The organism is Rhizobium binae, from assembly GCF_017357225.1.
Lineage (GTDB): Bacteria > Pseudomonadota > Alphaproteobacteria > Rhizobiales > Rhizobiaceae > Rhizobium > Rhizobium binae.
On sequence record NZ_CP071604.1, the window covers coordinates 2,163,824 to 2,179,328 of the forward strand.

17 protein-coding genes are annotated in these 15,505 nt (G+C 60.9%); 5 read left to right on the forward strand and 12 right to left on the reverse strand.

What is annotated here, in order from left to right; all coding sequences use genetic code 11:
• Positions 1 to 79 precede the first annotated feature (79 nt).
• The 7 genes from J2J99_RS10630 to J2J99_RS10660 form a co-directional block, all read right to left on the reverse strand.
• Positions 80 to 751 (reverse strand): hypothetical protein, encoded by a 672-nt coding sequence (locus tag J2J99_RS10630; protein WP_168296972.1) that lies wholly within the window; start codon positions 749 to 751, stop codon positions 80 to 82.
• 468 nt (positions 752 to 1,219) lie between these two features.
• On the reverse strand, positions 1,220 to 2,788 hold the full coding sequence (locus J2J99_RS10635; RefSeq protein ID WP_168296971.1) for a TOTE conflict system archaeo-eukaryotic primase domain-containing protein: 1,569 nt from the start codon (positions 2,786 to 2,788) through the stop codon (positions 1,220 to 1,222).
• Positions 2,785 to 3,243: a hypothetical protein gene (locus J2J99_RS10640; protein WP_168296970.1), complete on the reverse strand. Its 459-nt coding sequence runs from the start codon at positions 3,241 to 3,243 to the stop codon at positions 2,785 to 2,787. Before J2J99_RS10640 ends, J2J99_RS10635 begins: the two co-directional genes overlap by 4 nt.
• Positions 3,236 to 3,442 (reverse strand): helix-turn-helix domain-containing protein, encoded by a 207-nt coding sequence (locus J2J99_RS34695; protein WP_168296969.1) that lies wholly within the window; start codon positions 3,440 to 3,442, stop codon positions 3,236 to 3,238. Before J2J99_RS34695 ends, J2J99_RS10640 begins: the two co-directional genes overlap by 8 nt.
• A gap of 92 nt (positions 3,443 to 3,534) precedes the next feature.
• Complete coding sequence (locus J2J99_RS10650) at positions 3,535 to 4,182, reverse strand: hypothetical protein (protein ID WP_168296968.1); 648 nt, start codon at positions 4,180 to 4,182, stop codon at positions 3,535 to 3,537.
• A complete protein-coding gene (locus J2J99_RS10655; RefSeq protein WP_168296967.1) occupies positions 4,179 to 5,516 on the reverse strand; it encodes a site-specific integrase in 1,338 nt (445 codons plus the stop codon). Before J2J99_RS10655 ends, J2J99_RS10650 begins: the two co-directional genes overlap by 4 nt.
• A gap of 393 nt (positions 5,517 to 5,909) precedes the next feature.
• The gene (locus J2J99_RS10660) at positions 5,910 to 6,254 is read right to left on the reverse strand and encodes a hypothetical protein (protein ID WP_168296966.1); all 345 of its coding nucleotides are present in this window, start codon (positions 6,252 to 6,254) and stop codon (positions 5,910 to 5,912) included.
• Positions 6,255 to 6,688: 434 nt separating this feature from the next.
• Between J2J99_RS10660 and J2J99_RS10665 the strand changes: the two genes are divergently transcribed.
• A complete protein-coding gene (locus tag J2J99_RS10665) occupies positions 6,689 to 7,120 on the forward strand; it encodes a hypothetical protein (RefSeq protein WP_168296965.1) in 432 nt (143 codons plus the stop codon).
• 373 nt (positions 7,121 to 7,493) lie between these two features.
• Here J2J99_RS10665 and J2J99_RS10670 read toward each other — a convergent pair whose 3' ends face one another.
• Positions 7,494 to 7,784 carry a hypothetical protein gene (locus tag J2J99_RS10670; RefSeq protein WP_168296964.1) on the reverse strand — a complete coding sequence of 97 codons (291 nt, stop codon included), beginning with the start codon at positions 7,782 to 7,784 and terminating at the stop codon, positions 7,494 to 7,496.
• 171 nt (positions 7,785 to 7,955) lie between these two features.
• Complete coding sequence (locus J2J99_RS10675) at positions 7,956 to 8,429, reverse strand: nucleoside deaminase (RefSeq protein WP_168297000.1); 474 nt, start codon at positions 8,427 to 8,429, stop codon at positions 7,956 to 7,958.
• Between the two features lie 359 nt (positions 8,430 to 8,788).
• Here J2J99_RS10675 and J2J99_RS10680 point away from each other — a divergent pair, with 359 nt between their 5' ends.
• Positions 8,789 to 8,959: a hypothetical protein gene (locus J2J99_RS10680; RefSeq protein WP_168296963.1), complete on the forward strand. Its 171-nt coding sequence runs from the start codon at positions 8,789 to 8,791 to the stop codon at positions 8,957 to 8,959.
• A gap of 350 nt (positions 8,960 to 9,309) precedes the next feature.
• Here the strand turns inward: J2J99_RS10680 and J2J99_RS10685 are convergent, their stop codons facing one another.
• Positions 9,310 to 9,768 carry a DUF3237 domain-containing protein gene (locus tag J2J99_RS10685; RefSeq protein WP_168296962.1) on the reverse strand — a complete coding sequence of 153 codons (459 nt, stop codon included), beginning with the start codon at positions 9,766 to 9,768 and terminating at the stop codon, positions 9,310 to 9,312.
• A gap of 102 nt (positions 9,769 to 9,870) precedes the next feature.
• Between J2J99_RS10685 and J2J99_RS10690 the strand changes: the two genes are divergently transcribed.
• Both J2J99_RS10690 and J2J99_RS10695 read left to right on the forward strand, forming a co-directional pair.
• Complete coding sequence (locus J2J99_RS10690) at positions 9,871 to 10,728, forward strand: LysR family transcriptional regulator (RefSeq protein ID WP_168296999.1); 858 nt, start codon at positions 9,871 to 9,873, stop codon at positions 10,726 to 10,728.
• 199 nt (positions 10,729 to 10,927) lie between these two features.
• Positions 10,928 to 12,421 carry an FAD-dependent monooxygenase gene (locus J2J99_RS10695; protein ID WP_168296961.1) on the forward strand — a complete coding sequence of 498 codons (1,494 nt, stop codon included), beginning with the start codon at positions 10,928 to 10,930 and terminating at the stop codon, positions 12,419 to 12,421.
• Between the two features lie 20 nt (positions 12,422 to 12,441).
• Here the strand turns inward: J2J99_RS10695 and J2J99_RS10700 are convergent, their stop codons facing one another.
• Entirely contained in the window at positions 12,442 to 13,173 is a 732-nt protein-coding gene (locus J2J99_RS10700; protein ID WP_168296960.1) for a hypothetical protein, read from the reverse strand.
• A gap of 115 nt (positions 13,174 to 13,288) precedes the next feature.
• Positions 13,289 to 14,839, reverse strand: coding sequence for a winged helix-turn-helix domain-containing tetratricopeptide repeat protein (locus tag J2J99_RS10705; protein WP_168296959.1), 1,551 nt, complete (start codon positions 14,837 to 14,839; stop codon positions 13,289 to 13,291).
• 130 nt (positions 14,840 to 14,969) lie between these two features.
• Between J2J99_RS10705 and J2J99_RS10710 the strand changes: the two genes are divergently transcribed.
• Entirely contained in the window at positions 14,970 to 15,428 is a 459-nt protein-coding gene (locus tag J2J99_RS10710) for a cupin domain-containing protein (protein WP_168296958.1), read from the forward strand.
• The last annotated feature ends 77 nt before the right edge of the window (positions 15,429 to 15,505 follow it).

The following is a 15,505-nucleotide window of genomic DNA, read 5'->3' on the forward strand; positions in this document are numbered from 1 at the left end:
ATTATAAGGCGGTCGCAATCGAGGAGAGTGAAAGCGCGTAGCGCAAAGGGCGACGACGCGGGAAGGAGGGCCGAGGAACTTACCTGGGGTGGTCAGTCATTCGCTCGAAATCCCTTATAAAGCGATCGCAAACATCCTTTACCTGATCAAGGTATTGCATCGAATTCGCTGAGCAACCTATTACCGCTTCGCTCGGACTGATTTCGAGGCGAGTATACCGCTCTTTAAGCTTATCGATCGATTCATCGATAGACTTGAGCAATTGCTCATGTCGCATGTACGTCACTTCGATCTCCGATTGGATTCGGATAAATTCAGTTCTGTCTACTAAATCCTTTAGAAACCCTAATCTTTTTATTGCTTGCTTTTTGAACTCGACATCGGATGGGATATTATTGATCTCCCAAAGCTCACCTTTTGAGGCGATCTGATTTCTTATATTCACCGAAGTCTCAGCCGCCTTCTGTGCCAACATGTAAGTTGGTCGCGCCTGAATACCTATTGTTGTCCGATGATGTTTCTCTGCTGCCCGCACCTGCTTCGATAGGTAGATGATGGTTGGCACCGCAACAACAACGGCAACCCACCCGCCGAGCGCCGACATCCACTCTCGCAAGCATTCATCGTCTGCGCCGTAGCACCATGTGTCACGCGAGAAGAGCGAAGCTCCCCCATACATCACACCAACGTACGCTCCAATGACAAGGATGGCCGTCGCCGCCCAACCCCAGCTGTCCCAATGCTTCTGCATAATCCTGCCCCACAACGCCCGGATGCCGAGCGTATGTAAGAGACGGCTGACTCGCAAGGCTCCGTAGGAGCCCGCCTACAAGCGCAAAGCTCCCGCCGAGGGTACCCTAGAGCGCGGCTCGGCCGCGAGAGCTAGGGGTCCTGCCAGCGGTCGCGGCGCTCGTACCGCGCGGCGAGCGACGGGGCGGCCCTTACCGTGCGGTCAGCCACCGGGGGAGCCTCAAATTAAGCGCTACTTCACGCGCACGTACGTATATAGGGGCGCGGGCGTACAGTCGGTTATAACGATTATACGTATATACGCGCAGTAAAAGCGTAGGCGCAGCAGGCGCTTGCATTATTCACGCCCCCCGGACTTAACGACTATAGCCTAAACTAAAAGTGGCGCGTTCCGCGATCCCGCCACGAAAAGCGCTCGCCTACTACCAAGCGCCAATCGCCGGCAGCGCTTTTATAATCGTCCCGACGGTTATAAAGGCGGCCTTGCAGTGGGTGGCAGCGGGAGCTCAACCGGCTTGTCAAGCACGCTCATCCGCACCCACTTGACGGGTATCCCCTTTGGGCGACCCTTCACGATCTTCATCGTCTGTTTATAGTTATCCTTGCCGACCGCCTTCTTAATCAGGGTGCCGATCGTCTGCGTCGTTCCGTTCTTGAAACGCGAACTGCCCGTTCGAAGGAACTTGTCAAAGTCCTCAAACCGGAAATACACGCGGTCCTCCTCCGGCAGGGGAACCGGCTTACCAAGCAGAAGCTCATCGATGCTTTCGCCTCGATGTCGGTCCATGCAGAAGCTGCGAAGCTGTTCACGCATCATGTATTCAACAGTCTCGTCCTGCGGCACCTCTTCGAACTCGGCCCGCGCGCGGGCGTCGCGAAGGCGCTCGTTCCAGTCGTTGACTTTCATGTGACGATAGACGGCACCCAGCTGGCTGGCGCAGTGCACGTTGAACGCAAAGTAGTTCATGATCTCCTTCACCGGCAGCGTTATGTCACCATACCCAGACAGCGTGAGACGCCATTCAACGGTCTCACCACCCGTCCGGACGACTAATTTTTCAATCCTCGGATACAGATCGCCGCCATCGCCGTCGCTCGCGTCGGGTGGCTGCTGTCTCCCATCCTTGATGCCTTTGCGTACATGGCCTACAGCTTCGCCGTACGGCAGCCGGGCGCGAGTGGCGGCCTCCATCAGAGCGTCGAAGACAACATCTTCCTCTATCCAGCCCGCGCCGATCATCTTGCCCATGTCCTTGGAGAGTCCATAGAGCAGCTTGGCTCTCCCTCCTTCTGGCGCTTCGGCTATCTCAGTCACCGATGCGGCCAGCTTCCGCGCCGCCCGGTCGGTATCTTCGCCGCTTGCTGGAACACCTTCCGGCGCGGGCGGGCGGGTCAGCGCCGCAATTGCCGTTGGTGACTGGCGCGCCTTTTCCGCCGTCTCAAGAAACTCCGCCACCGCCATCCCTAGCCCCCCGGCCTTCACGCCGTATCGGTCGGAGGTTTCGCCGCCAAAATATGGCATATTCATCCAGTTACCGAGGCCGGTGGCCGGGGGATACGTTTCCGCGTCAGGGTGGCCGAGCCGACAGGCAAGCGCGGTCAGCGCGGCATTCATCGCGGCCTGCGGCATCCAATCGCTGGCGAACAGCCAAACGTGCCCGCCGCCACTCTTGGAGCGCGTCAGCACCAATGGCAGACCCTCGCGCCGGATTTTACTAGCAAGTTCGCCGTGATCGATGCCGCCGTCGTAGAGGTCAATATCGACCACTCCGACCCGGCTCATTCCGTCCTCGCGCAACGGACTGACGCCGAGCGGGCGGGCGCCAGCAAGATGCTTCTCCCACAGCTCTGGCGAGGAACGACCCTTTACGTCGCGAGGTCCGTTGCCAGCCTCGTCTTTCATTTCCATCTTGGAGCCGACAAGACGCAGCCGCTTGACGTCATACGTGCCGTGCCGCTGCTCAGCGCCACGGAATAGTTCGTAAAGGCGCTCCGCAGCGGAGCGCCCCTTGAGGTTGTTGTTCGGCTGGAGGGTCATTCATCACCCTCTTTTGCCTGTGCCTCTAGCTGCAGAGCAGCCTCGTACCGGCCCTTGAGGTCATGGAAGTGCGCCCCTGACCAGTTGCACCGGCAGCAGTCGTAGAGCGCGAATTTGCACCCATCGGAATAGGTGAACCGCCGCACCCGCAGCGTGTCGTCGTCGAAGGCCAGAGCGCGGCTTAGCCGGTCTTCGCTCTCCTTGTTCAGCAGGAAACCCTCACTGGCCTTTTCCTGCTTTCGGCAGGCATCCTCTAGGCAAGCTACGCACTCCTCCGTGAACTCGTCTAAATCGCGGCGCGGGCTGTTCTCCAGTATCGCCTCGATGCGCGGATCGAACAGGGCGGGGTCGGGTTTACCGGCATCGGCCGGCACGCTATTATTCGACCCGTTGCGAGTAAGGTTGTTACTGGGCGGGGCTGCAACCCCGCCCTTATCTTTTTCGTCCTCAGCCATTGGCGGCCTCCGCGACATGGACCTCGCCGCGCCGAATGAAGTTATCGAGATCGGAGCGCCGGTACATGACGCGACGACCAACGCGGCAGAAGGTTGGCCCGGTCCGGCGCCACCTCCACCAGCGCAATGTGTCAACTGGGACGCCACCAAGATATTTCCCCGCCGCAGAGGGCGGGAGTAGTTCATTTTCACCAGCCATTACTTTCTCCTTGCTGAGAAATACTACCGTTATTGGTAATAGGCTGGTTGTAGCCGGTCACGGCCGGCACCCCAATAAGGGGCTTTAAAAACCTATTTGCGGCGCGCGATGGTCTTGGTCAGGAGAAGCCAGCGTAGTTCTGCGTTCCGCGTAAAATTGTCCTTATACTGCTCCTTTGCCTTCTTAGCCTCGTTCGCGGTCATCCCGCAGATGAGCTTAGCCACCTCGGTCGCGCGCCGGGCGATGTCAGTCTGGCTCGCCGACGACGTTTGATAGGCGTGAAGAAGCAGCCTCTTTATCTCCTTGTGCTCCTGAACAAATTCGATCTGTCTAAGAGACAGTTCTACGCTGGGCTGCGAGCGATTGGTGAATGCCCCACTTTCGAGAAGCTGCGCCACGATCTCTAGAAAGGCCTCGGTTGGGGACTGCCGCAGAGCCGCCGCCATCAGGCGACCCCTGTCCGCTGGTGAGGTGATAGCGCTGCGCACAGCGTCCAGTTCGTCGGCCCGCATGTGGTACTTCGGATCGAACATGAACCGCTCGTACCCGTCGGAATTTTCTGCCCCGTGCCGGAGGCTCTCCGCGAGTACCCAGTCGGTTAGCGCGGCTATGCGCCGCGCGTCCTCTGCCTTCTGTTCTTCGATGACCTTTTGCTTTTCGACGTCTGTCGCGCGGCGAGGTAACTTCTCTCGTTCGGGATAGCAGACTGTTTCCCATGCCGGCGTCGTGTGATCGCTCACTCTTTCTCTCCCCTGATCGACACCACCTTGCCCTTCTTTGCAGCGGCCTCCACAGTGCGCTCGCGCCGCGCCGCCGCCGACCGCGCCGCCTCGGCCAGCACCTCACGGCTGACGTGGGTGTAGCGCATAGCCGTGGCTACCGACTTGTGCCCAACGACCGCCATTCCGACTGCCATAGGCAGGTCAGAGTCCGTGTATGTCTTCGTGCTGAACCAGTGCCGGATGGTATGCGAGCTAATCCCGTAACCCCCGGTCACTTCCGCCTCCTTCATTACGCGTTTGAAGGCAGAACCCAGAACGTCCACACGCAGCGGCAGCTCCGGGTCGGTGGCCGGGCAGACCCACGGCGAGCCGACGAACCGGGGGGCAGCCTTGAGCAGCCGCTCCACTTCCGGCGTGATGGGCTTCTCCAACTGTCCGGTTTTGGTCTTGGGCCAAATTATCAGCCCGGCCTCGCGGTCAATGTAGCTCCACTGCAATTTGCACACTTCACCCGCCCGCGCCCCGAGCGCGAAGATGAGCCGGACGGCTATCGCCGTCGAAGGCTGTAGACGACCCCCCGCCGCCATCGTCTCGGTCGTCGCCAGAAGGCGGGCAACCTCGTTTTCCGTGAAGAGCCTCGTTCGCCGCTTCGTGCCCTTCAACCCAAGCTCCTTGAAGTCCAGCGGCGGCGGCAGCGCGTTGCTGTAGAGCGTGGCCTTCTTCTTGCTGCGCGACCAGTTGAGCGCGGCGCGCAGCATTCGCATAGCGCCCTCGGCTTGCGCCTTGGCCGGGGGTAGGGGCTTGGCATTCGGACTAGGCTTCTTACTGCGACGCTGGCGCGGGCGCTTGCTGAGCCTGTCGAAGAGCGAATGAACATCTTCCATCGTCAGCGCCGCCAGCTTGATCTTGCCGATCTCGGGCTTGAGGATCTTATTCGCTGTCCGCTCGTACTCGTCTGCCGTTTTCTCAGCCAACTGCGACTTCGCATGCTCGGCTACGAACAAGTCGAGCATATAGCCCACCGTAGCTGCATTGCTCTTCCTGGTGGCCTCGCGCTGCGACTCCTCCCGCTCGGCAACCGGGTCCTTCCCCCGGTGGTATTGATTGGCCATCTCGGTCGCTTGATCGAAGGCGTCGTCGGCGGTTGTCGCCTTAATGGTGGCCCACTTCGGCTTGCCGTTGGCGCGATAGACGTAGACGAACGCCTTGGCGCCGCTCGGCCGTATGCGTAGGCCGAAACCCGTTAGGCGGCTGTCCCAGATTAGGCGGGTGGTCTTTCCGTCCTCGTGGGGTTGGGCGTTCTCCAACACGGCGCGGGTGATTTTCTTTTTTGGCTCTGTCTGCTTGCTCACGGCTAGCCTCCGGGCTATCTTGCAGCTAACGCGCGCTCCGGCGTTAGCCCGCGCGCTCCAGCTCTAAACTAACGTGAGTTTTCCTGAAAAGCTAGTATTTTCAATTAAATACAAGCGTAGACCAGCTCCAGGCTAACGCTGCCGGCTCCCGTACCTGCCTACTTTTAATCAGTAGGTCTCGGGTTCGAACCCCGACGCTCTCACCATAAACCCGCAATGATTTCAATGGTGTAATCGCAGTAATTGGCGTAAAGCTTTACCGCCAATTACTCAGATTTTATGGCTCATAGCGCATATTTACGGCACATGATTGTCACACGGCACATGAAAAGCGGGAAAGCCGCCGGCAGGTGACGCCGACGGCGCGCTTGTTGGCCACCCTGGCATTGGCAACTAGAAATCGAAATACACGCTTACGCCTGACCGACGATGATACGGGTAATGGCGATAGCCGTAGTCGCGATACGGGTAGTAATCGCGATAACCATAATAGTCGCGGTGGCCGTAATACCGCGGACGATAGCACGAGCCATAATACCGGCAGTCACGGTAAGCGTACCGGTGTTTCTTCCAGTGGCCATACGCATGTCCATGACCGTGGCGACGGTAATGGATCAGATCGACGTCGGCGGCGGACATCGCTATTGATTTCGGCACGACCATCGGCGTGGCGCTTAGCGGCAGGGCGAAAGATGCAGACAAGATCATTGCTGCAAGTGTGGAAAAAAGCATCCTCATCGGCGCATCCTTTCAGGCTGCGATTCTGGGCTAATGAGCATTAACCTCCGATGAACGGCTACGTGCTTGAAGGAAGACCGGCCGGCGCGCCGCTGATGTGGTCGCGGGTGGTGCTCGCGCCAGCCTAAGCTCCAGCTTGACGAACCGGGCTAGGTGCTCCGCACCATCTCGACCACCCGCCGCCGGCTGGCTCCGGGTACGTCATGGCTACGGCCATTGCCTTCTGCCTTTGATCAGATGTCGGCGGTCGATATTTCGGCCTGAATATCCCTGTCGCCGCCAACGCCATTCAAGTAGGTTTCCAACTTGCTGCTAAATACAACCTAAGACGGCAAAAATTACCATATAATCCTAGGGTAGTCCTAAAATGACCGATCTGATAAGTTCTGGGTGTTGCCTTACCAATCCAACAAGGCGCAACAGTGGAGATCGTCATGACCGATAATTCCAAGACTCCTCCCGCCAAGAAGACAATCCAAGACCCCCCAGAATACGCGGCTGCCGCTCTCAAAAAGGCGCCGAAAGGTTCACTATCGGGCGGTTCCGAGGATTGGTTAGGCGGGCCGCAAAACGGCGAGGAAGAAAATCACCTTGGTGATTGGTTGGGCGGGCCGCAAAACGGAGCCGAATTTTCCGGCAGGGGAAGGCCACCCGAGCCAGTATCTCAAGATCTTCGAGGCCAGCTTAAATGGAATGAGCAGCGTACCGGCGAGACCGATGATTGGCTGGGTGGTCCGCAAAACGGAGCCGAAGCGCCTGGCTCCAAGGAGAGTGGTCCGACAGGCTCGGGCAAAGCGCAGGGCGAAGGGGCAAGAAACCCCCAAACGGGCGAACGAATTGCAAGGAACCCCCAAACGGGAGAGTAGGCCGCCGCCAAGCGCCGCCGATGAATATGACGCCGCCCAAGAGCGGGCGAGATACGCGCTTCACGGCAGCGCACTACCTCCAATGCGGAAGCAGTGGGCGTTGGCTACATCGGCCTTTCTCGCAAAGACATCCATGATGCCCGCCTGATCAGTGCTGACCCCGGCGTTGTCCGGCGGGCACGCCGCGCCGCGAAGCCTTCGGTCGTGGAGGACTCGCCAACTTGGCGACTGCTCATGTGACGCCTTGATCAAATGCGGCAGGGGCAGAAGGAAACGGTCGGGCTTGCGACCGGCGGCGAACAAGCACTGGGGTATCGAATATCCCGGTGGTTCCCACTCTTGCCAGGGCCCCGGTTAACTCCCGGACCTCGGCTCAAGCGCCCTTCAAGAAGCGGAGGTAGTCCGTGACCGCCATGGAGATCGTCGCAACCGCTACTAAGATGCTCGACGCGGCGACGAGCCATCCGATTATCCGCTCAACGTTGCTGAAACGCCTTTCGACCTGGAGCTTCTTGCCGTCCCAATAAAGCAAGTTGTCATCACTGACCCCAAGCCGACCAAGCCCATCAAGAGAAATAGGGCCGACTCCATGTGGCCAATGTGGGGGTGGCTCTGCGCCAACAGCTTTGGCAGACGCGCCACCCTGGTTCAAATCAATATCCATAAAGCCCCCATGCTGGTCCTACGCACGCCGGGAAGTTCGCTCAGCGCCCGCTAAACGCAAGACCAGTGATCTTGCCCCCAAGTTTTCCAGTTTTGAGTTCGCGCTTCCGCAGTTTGTGAAGCTCACCGCGATCTGGGTCAGCGGGAGCTGGAATTTTCCGGCCCTGGGCCTCTAAATCTTGCCCAGATGTTTCGGCCAGAATTCCCGGTGGACTTTGGCGGCTTCCTCTTCGAGGTTCGTCGGGCCAACCACGGTGACGGCACGCGCGCCGGTCTGCAACACCGCCCGGCTGGGTACGTTCAACCCGATCCCGGCAATCTCCCCAAGCCGCGTCTCGGAGCACGCAAACACCATGCGTCCGATACCCGACCAGTAGATCGCCCCGGAGCACATCGCGCACGGCTCGGTGCTGGTGTAGAGCGTGCAGTCAGCGAGAAAAGCAGGGTCGTAGTGCTGTGCCGCCAGTTTGATCAGGTTCATCTCGGCGTGGTTTGTCATATCGTGGCCGGTGAAGACGCTGTTTTCGGCGCGCAGGATGACTTGCCCGTCCTTGACCAGGACCGAGCCAAACGGTTCGTCGCCGTTTTCCATCGCGGATTTCGAGAGCGCAATTGCCTCGCGCAGAAACGGCTCGTGATTTTCCATGAGACCCCCAAGAGTTGGCGCGGGATCGATATTCCTCTGAATCGAAAGGATTTCCAAGGGCTGCAGAACAGATCCGAGTTTGGTGATCTGTCCAAAGCCATCATCCTGGTTGCGAATACCGAACGGTTCGACAGGAAACATCTTTGGAAGTTACTCGATAGGGATGTGGCGGGGAGCACATGGGTCGACATACCCAAGTACCTGTCCGTTCCTACGGCTAGGCCGCAACGCTTGAGCGTCATATCGTCAAGGCATATGGCCTTCGCGCAGATGCCCGACGGGGCGGCCGCAGACTTCATTCTCGGAACCAAACGCGTCCGCATCGACTTTGAGCCCGGAGTTATCTTGGAGGTCCCCTGATGGACAGAACACCGAAAACGGCGATCCGCGGAATGATGCTGTACGTACTGGCTCTCCTCGTGTTGGGCATTTTGGCGGGCGCCCTGTACACAATCTATGGCCATCCCGGAGATCCGTCCGAACCACCTGCCGCCGCGGCGATTCAACAAAAAGGTGCGGCTCCGCAGTAAGACAGCTGGGGTAAATCGACTGGCCCCTTCCGAGAACAAATGATGACCGGCAAGGCTTCTGCCGGATCCGGCGCGCGCACCCGGTCAGGTCGTGTTGAAAAGACTTCGTTGCACAGCAAAGGCCAGCAAGCGGGAACGAACATGGCTTTGGAAAGTAAGGCGGAAATTCTGTCGCAAGTCCTTCCCACCAGTAGAGAGCCTATATTTATAGGGGGAACAACCTGCGACAGGGGAGAAGTTCTGCAAGCAGCATGCACAAAACAGGGGAGGAACCGGTAGGAGCAGGTCGGCCTAGAGCGCTGACGGGTCTGGGGCAATCATCCTCTCGCTTGCCTCCTCGATCAGGTGCGCTAGAGAATTTCGAACACCTCATACTCAACGCCACCTGGACACCGGCCGCCTTTGGCGACGGCAACGATCTGGTTGAGCCAGGCGTATTGCGGCGCCGCCGTCTCGAAATAGGGCGTTGTCCGCAGATAGTATTCTGAGGCGTCGACCGCTTCGCCGCGGCCGAGACGCATGTCGACTTCAGGCGAGGAGCGTCTGACGCCGCGATAGGTCATCAAGATCGAGGCGCCGTCGTCGGCCAGGAGCAGAAGTCTCACATCCTGCTGGAAAGTGCCGTCTGCTCGCCCGAGCAGGAGGTCGGAGCCGATCAGGGGCGATACTTGCCCTTTGAGGCGCTCACCCTGAAACGATCCGCCGGAGACGGCAAATATGCGGCGGCTTCCGGCAGGCGTCTGCCCGAGCTCCACCGCCGGATGAAGGGTCATGAAGAGTGTGAACAAGTGCTGAGATTGCAGGGACATTTGACTTCACCTATGGTTGACGCCAAATCCTATCTGCGTGCGCGCTGCCTTCAAAACGCGCTTTGCTTGTGAGCATCACAAGAAGAACTGATGAAGGAGACCATGCGGCCGCCATTGGAGTCCTTGCGAATATTGGAAGCATGCGTGTCCGCCGGCAGCTTCGCCCGCGCGGCCGAACGCCTGTGCCTTACCCCTGCGGCCGTCAGTCTCCGCATCCGCACAATGGAGGCAGAACTCGGAAAGCGGCTCTTTCATCGAGCCGGACGCCGCGTTGTCCCGACGACTGACGCCGTTGTGCTGGCGGGTCGCGTTCGCCAGGCTCTGGATGGCATTGCCGCGGCACTCGATGAGTTTCAGGCTGCCAAGCCGCCGCTGCGCGTGACCGCACCTCCGACATTCGCGTCGCGCTGGCTCGCCCCTCGGCTGTCACGTTATCCCGCGGCAGCAATTTCGCCCATCGAGGTCGACGTCTCCGCCGATATTCGCGATCCGGCCGCTTTTGACGTCGCCATACGGACGGGTCGTGGCGGATGGGACGGGCTTGAGGAATATCGGCTCACGCCCGTTGAGGCAACGCCGATGCTGGCGCCCTCCCTGCTTGGAGCGCAGCGCCTGGAGACGCCGGACGCTCTGGCGGATTTCGAGCTTTTGCCGCATCCGGATTGGGATGCTTGGTTCAAGAGCGCCCAAGGCAGGGCGCCTCGGTCGCTGCGGTTTGCGTCGGTCGATTATCCCACGCATGAGCTGGACGCCAATGCCGCGGTGGCAGGTGCGGGCGTGGCGCTGTTGTCGCCGTCTCTGTTTCGGCCGCTTTTGGACAAGGGACTTCTCATCGCACCTTTTTCACAAGTGCTGACGGGACCGGCCTGGCATTTCGCCTTGATGCGTCTGGATGACACCCGCCTCGCACCCAGGCGGCTCTGTGCGTGGCTTCGGCAGCGGGCGCAGGAACACGCTTGATCGGGGGAAACTCTGTCCTAACTGCGTCGGGATGTTTGATCCCGCAATTTGACCTTTCTGCCAAAAGAACGCACGCCGCCAACGGCGCAGGGCGAGCCGGGATCGCGCACGCAATCGAATTGGCGCCCGGATGCGGTCGGGCCGAATCGGTCCGGCCCTCTGAGATGCTGCGCCCACTTCGAAACCGAGGAGTTCGCCGATGAGAGAACATGCGGTCGTGATATCAGGCGGAGGGCCGACGGGGCTGATGCTGGCGGGTGAACTGGCGCTGGCGGGTGTCGATGTCGCCATCGTCGAACGGCGCGAGAATCAGGAGATCGTCGGTTCGCGGGCCGGCGGTCTGAGTTCGCGTACGCTCGAGGTTCTCGACCAGCGCGGCATCGTCGAGCGGTTCCTGGCTGAGGGGCAGGTCGCCCAGGTGACCGGGTTTGCGGTCACGCGGCTTGACATAAGTGATTTTCCGACACGGCACAATTACGGGCTGGCGCTGCGGCAGAAGCATATCGAGCGCATCCTGTCCGGCTGGGTCGGCGAGTTGCCGGTCGCGATCTATCGCGGCCGCGAACTGACTGGTTTCGTGCAGGACGAGACCGGCGTCACCCTCGAACTCTCCAATGGGTCGTCGCTGCGCGCGGGCTACCTCGTCGGCTGCGATGGCGGCCGCAGCCTGGTCCGCAAGATCGCCGGCATCGCCTTTCCGGGATGGGATGCGACGACCAGCAATATTCTCGCCGAGGCCGAGATGGAGGAGGAGCCGCCGCTCGGCGTCCATCGCACCGCGCTCGGCATGCATGCCTTCGGCCGCGAGGATTATGAGATCCGCGACGGCAAGGTGGTGTTTGCCGGCGAAGGTCCGATCAACATCATGGTGACGGAACAGACGGCCGGCGGCGCAGGCGAGCCGACGCTTGATGATCTCAGGCAAGCGCTCATCGCCGCCTGCGGAACCGATTATGGCATCCACGGCCTGAGGTGGATTTCCAGGTTCACCGACATGTCGCGCCAGGCGGAGGTCTACCGCAAGGGCAGGGTGCTGCTGGCGGGTGATGCCGCCCATGTGCATTCTCCGGTCGGCGGGCAGGGGCTCAATACCGGTGTGCAGGATGCCGTCAATCTCGGCTGGAAGCTGGCCCAGGTGGTGAAGGGCATATCGCCTGCGGCCATGCTCGACACCTATCACGCCGAGCGTTGTCCGGTCGCCGCCCGCGTGCTGCGCATGACGATGGCGCAGGTCGCATTGCAACGGACCGATGATCGCACCGAGGCTCTCAGAGAGGTCGTGCTGGAACTGCTTGGCCTGGAGGAGGCGCGCAAGAAGATCGCCGGCGAAATGTCCGGGCTCGGCATCCGCTACGACCTCGGCGAGGGGCATCCGCTGCTCGGCCGCCGCATGCCCGACCTCGACCTGGTCACGCCGGACGGCCCATTGCGTCTCTTTACCCTGTTGAAAAACGCGAGGCCGGTGTTGTTGAACCTCGGACCGCGCGGCAGCCTCGACAGCGGGCCATGGTCAGGCCGCGTGCCTTTGGTCGATGCGCGCTATGACGGGCCATGGGAGTTGCCGGCGGTGGGGGCGGTCGCAGCCCCGACCGCGGTGCTGATCCGGCCGGACGGTTATGTGGCCTGGGTGGGCGAGGGGTCTCAGGATGGCCTCGACGCCGCGATGAACACCTGGTTCGGGCCGCCCCGCTGACAGACTAAAAAGCCGCTGAGCTAGGCGGCGAGCGAAATCGGCGCGGCGTCCGGCATTGGTTCCGGCATCGGTTTGCCGCGTCGCTCCCAGGTGCGGCGGCTGATGCCGAAGGCTTCCCAAGGGCGGGCGGCGCTGAGGGAGTTTTGGAGATAATCGGCCCTGGAAACGGCGCCGGCGGCCCGCCGCTGCTCTTCCTTTCGGTTTCGGTCGCGCTGCCGCCGCTTTTCCTTCTGCAGTTTTGCTCTTTTCGCCTTCGGCACGTCGAAGGCGCCGATGGTGCGAATGTCGAGCGCGCTGCGTTCGGCATAGCTCAGATGCAGGGCGTGACCGAGCGCGTCGGCGGTGAGCGGAGAAAAGCGCAGCTTCGTCCGCTCATAGATGATTTCCTCGATCGCCGCCTTTTGAGCCCAGGGCAGCCATCGCGCCGCCCAGCCGAGAACCACCTCGACAAACCCTTCCCCGAACTCGACGAAAGCAAGGCTGGCGATCACCTCGACATAGATCAGGGCGTCATCCGCCTCCGGCACGATCTCTCCATGGCGGTGCCGGATCAACTTTTCGATCTCGCGCATGCGACCGCGGAAATGGTTCCAGCGGCCGCCCCGCATCCGGCGCTGCACGGCCTTGTAGCCGAGCAGACAGTCGCCGATTTTGACTGCGGTAATATCTCGCGCAAGACCCTCCGCACGCCCGGCCTCGTCCACTCGCTCCGCCGATCGAGCCCCTTCATCCGCGCCGACGAGACGATCCATCGTTTCTCCTTTGCGACCAGGCCCGAGAGGCCGAAACGCGTTAATGTAGCGGAAGTGGGGGCGGTGAAGCTCGCTTTTTCTGCGCTGTTCCCTGGATTTCTGAAGCGCAGCTCCGCTATCCGGGCAGCCCCGCTATATCAAGCGCGGCGCCGAGAGAGGCCGCCAGAGCCGGGTCGCAGTCGACGCCGGAAAATTGCATGCTGTAGCGAAACGCAGGCTGCAGTTCCAGAACCCGAGCCGCAGCACTCCTCGCGTCGCCGAGACGTCCAAGTTTTGCGAGCGCTGCCGCCAGAAGCATGTGCGAAATGCTGTGGCGCGGATTGTGCTGAACCGCCCTGTAGGCCGCTTTGACGGCTTCGTCATCATGTCCCAGATGGAAATGACCGAGCATGAGGGCATGGAAAGCCGACCATGCCCAAGGGTCGAAGGGGCTGAGGCGCAAAGCCCGCTCGCCCCATTCGATGGCGCGCTCAGCCTTTCCACCCCATCCGAACATTACGCCGCCGACGATATAGGTGATCGCCGAAGACGGGCTGACGGCAAGCGCCGCCTCGGCCGCAGCGAAGGCGGCGTCACGATCATGATCGTCCATGCCGATGGAAAAACCTGCAAACGTCAGGGCAAGCGCATCGTCCTGGCCGTAGAGAATGGCCGCCCGCGCATGCCGGACCGATGCCAGACGATGGTCTTCAAGCAAGCCGGCGCGCAGGAAGAGGCAGTGATGGCACATGGCCGCGAAGGCATGGGCCAGCGCATAGCCGGGTTCGAGTGCAAGCGCCCGCTCCAACAGCGCCAACGCCCTTGCTGCCTCGGTCGGCATGCCGCAATAGACGTCGGGCTGGGCCTGCAAAACGAGGTCGTAGGCGTCGAGGTTTTCGGGTCGTTTGCGCTTGACGCGCTCCAGTTCCGCCCGACGCAGGCGCGGCTCGATGGCGCTGACGACGTTGAGAGCGATTTCGTCCTGCAGATCGAAAATGTCTGCGAGCGGGCGGTCGAAGCGTTCCGTCCACAGCAGGCTTCCGGTTTCCGCCTCGATCATCTGCGCCGATATCCGCACACGATCGCCGGACCTGCGCACGCTGCCTTGCAGCAGATAGCGCGCGCCGAGCTCCTGGCCGATCTGTTTCAGGCCGAGAGCTTGGGCGTCGTAGGTGAAACTTGATTTCGGGGCGATCACGAACAGCCAGTTCACCCGGGAGAGCCCCGCCGCTACGTCCTCGACGACACCGTCCGCGAAATAATCGTCTTCCCCGTCGCCATTCGGATTCGAGAAGCGAAGCACGGCAACGGAAGGTCGGGATGGAAGAGCAGACACGGGCACTGTCGGCTGGGCCGCGCTGGCGGGCAAACCTTCGCTGGTGACCGCCGGCCCGATATAGCGGTAGCCCCGCCGCGGCAGGGTTTCGATCCAGTCCGTCCCTCCGCCCGCCGAAAGAGCCCGGCGTATGGCCGCCATCTGAACGGTAAGATTGCTGTCCTCGATGGCGAGACCGGGCCATGCGGCTTCAATCAGCGCCTCCTTGCCGACGGGCGTTCCCGCCCGTTCCAGAAGCACCCGCAATAGCGCCACGGCGCGTCGCCCCAGCCCCAGCGGCTCTGCTCGCCAAAACAGGATTTCGGCATCCGCGTCGAGGCAAAACGAGCCGAACTTATGCATCGCAGTCATGTGTCGAGGAAATATCATTCGCAGAAATTTTGCAACAATTTCGCAAGACCTTTGCGACTTCTAGGCGGGAAGGCGGCATCGTTGAAGCGGCTGAAAAGGCCGCATGTTTCGAAAAATGGAGGAGAGTGAAATGAGCGCGAAAGCCGTTGTTCGAATGCCGGGTGAGGGCAAGGAACTGAACCTGGCCGGCAAGTCCCTGAGGTTCCTCGTGGCGGGGGAAGACACCAAGCATACGTCGATGTTCGACTGGACATTGCCGCCGGGTTTCTTCACCGGGCTTCATGTTCACCGCGTCCAGGAAGAGACCTTCTTTGTGCTTGAAGGTGAATGCGAGTGGGAGGTCGGCGGCCGGAAGATCACGGCGACGCCCGGCACCTATGTCTTCATCCCGCCGGGCGTGCCCCATAATATCGGCAATGCCAGCGGCAAGACGGCAAGGATGATCATGACGGTCTCGCCGCCCGGACACGAACACTATTTCGAGGAACTCGCAAAGCTCGTCGCACAAAGCAGCCCGCCGGATGCGGGCGCCATCGCGGAACTACGGGAACGGTATGACACGACGCAGATCTCGACACTGCGGAAATAGGATGTGATCGGCGGTTCCTGGCTGCCGGCGGTTGGTCCTGCAGGGCCGGAGATGGCCGGCCAGCAGATCGGGAGCGA

What these genes read in the sequence shown, in the direction of transcription:
- J2J99_RS10680 (WP_168296963.1), top strand. Translation starts at nt 8,789, where the DNA reads ATGGACAGAACACCGAAAACGGCGATCCGCGGAATGATGCTGTACGTA.
- J2J99_RS10690 (WP_168296999.1), top strand. Translation starts at nt 9,871, where the DNA reads ATGCGGCCGCCATTGGAGTCCTTGCGAATATTGGAAGCATGCGTGTCC.
- J2J99_RS10700 (WP_168296960.1), bottom strand. Translation starts at nt 13,173, where the DNA reads ATGGATCGTCTCGTCGGCGCGGATGAAGGGGCTCGATCGGCGGAGCGA.
- J2J99_RS34695 (WP_168296969.1), bottom strand. Translation starts at nt 3,442, where the DNA reads ATGGCTGGTGAAAATGAACTACTCCCGCCCTCTGCGGCGGGGAAATAT.
- J2J99_RS10640 (WP_168296970.1), bottom strand. Translation starts at nt 3,243, where the DNA reads ATGGCTGAGGACGAAAAAGATAAGGGCGGGGTTGCAGCCCCGCCCAGT.
- J2J99_RS10660 (WP_168296966.1), bottom strand. Translation starts at nt 6,254, where the DNA reads ATGAGGATGCTTTTTTCCACACTTGCAGCAATGATCTTGTCTGCATCT.
- J2J99_RS10635 (WP_168296971.1), bottom strand. Translation starts at nt 2,788, where the DNA reads ATGACCCTCCAGCCGAACAACAACCTCAAGGGGCGCTCCGCTGCGGAG.
- J2J99_RS10705 (WP_168296959.1), bottom strand. Translation starts at nt 14,839, where the DNA reads ATGACTGCGATGCATAAGTTCGGCTCGTTTTGCCTCGACGCGGATGCC.
- J2J99_RS10630 (WP_168296972.1), bottom strand. Translation starts at nt 751, where the DNA reads ATGCAGAAGCATTGGGACAGCTGGGGTTGGGCGGCGACGGCCATCCTT.
- J2J99_RS10695 (WP_168296961.1), top strand. Translation starts at nt 10,928, where the DNA reads ATGAGAGAACATGCGGTCGTGATATCAGGCGGAGGGCCGACGGGGCTG.
- J2J99_RS10685 (WP_168296962.1), bottom strand. Translation starts at nt 9,768, where the DNA reads ATGTCCCTGCAATCTCAGCACTTGTTCACACTCTTCATGACCCTTCAT.
- J2J99_RS10675 (WP_168297000.1), bottom strand. Translation starts at nt 8,429, where the DNA reads ATGGAAAATCACGAGCCGTTTCTGCGCGAGGCAATTGCGCTCTCGAAA.
- J2J99_RS10710 (WP_168296958.1), top strand. Translation starts at nt 14,970, where the DNA reads ATGAGCGCGAAAGCCGTTGTTCGAATGCCGGGTGAGGGCAAGGAACTG.
- J2J99_RS10665 (WP_168296965.1), top strand. Translation starts at nt 6,689, where the DNA reads ATGACCGATAATTCCAAGACTCCTCCCGCCAAGAAGACAATCCAAGAC.
- J2J99_RS10670 (WP_168296964.1), bottom strand. Translation starts at nt 7,784, where the DNA reads ATGGATATTGATTTGAACCAGGGTGGCGCGTCTGCCAAAGCTGTTGGC.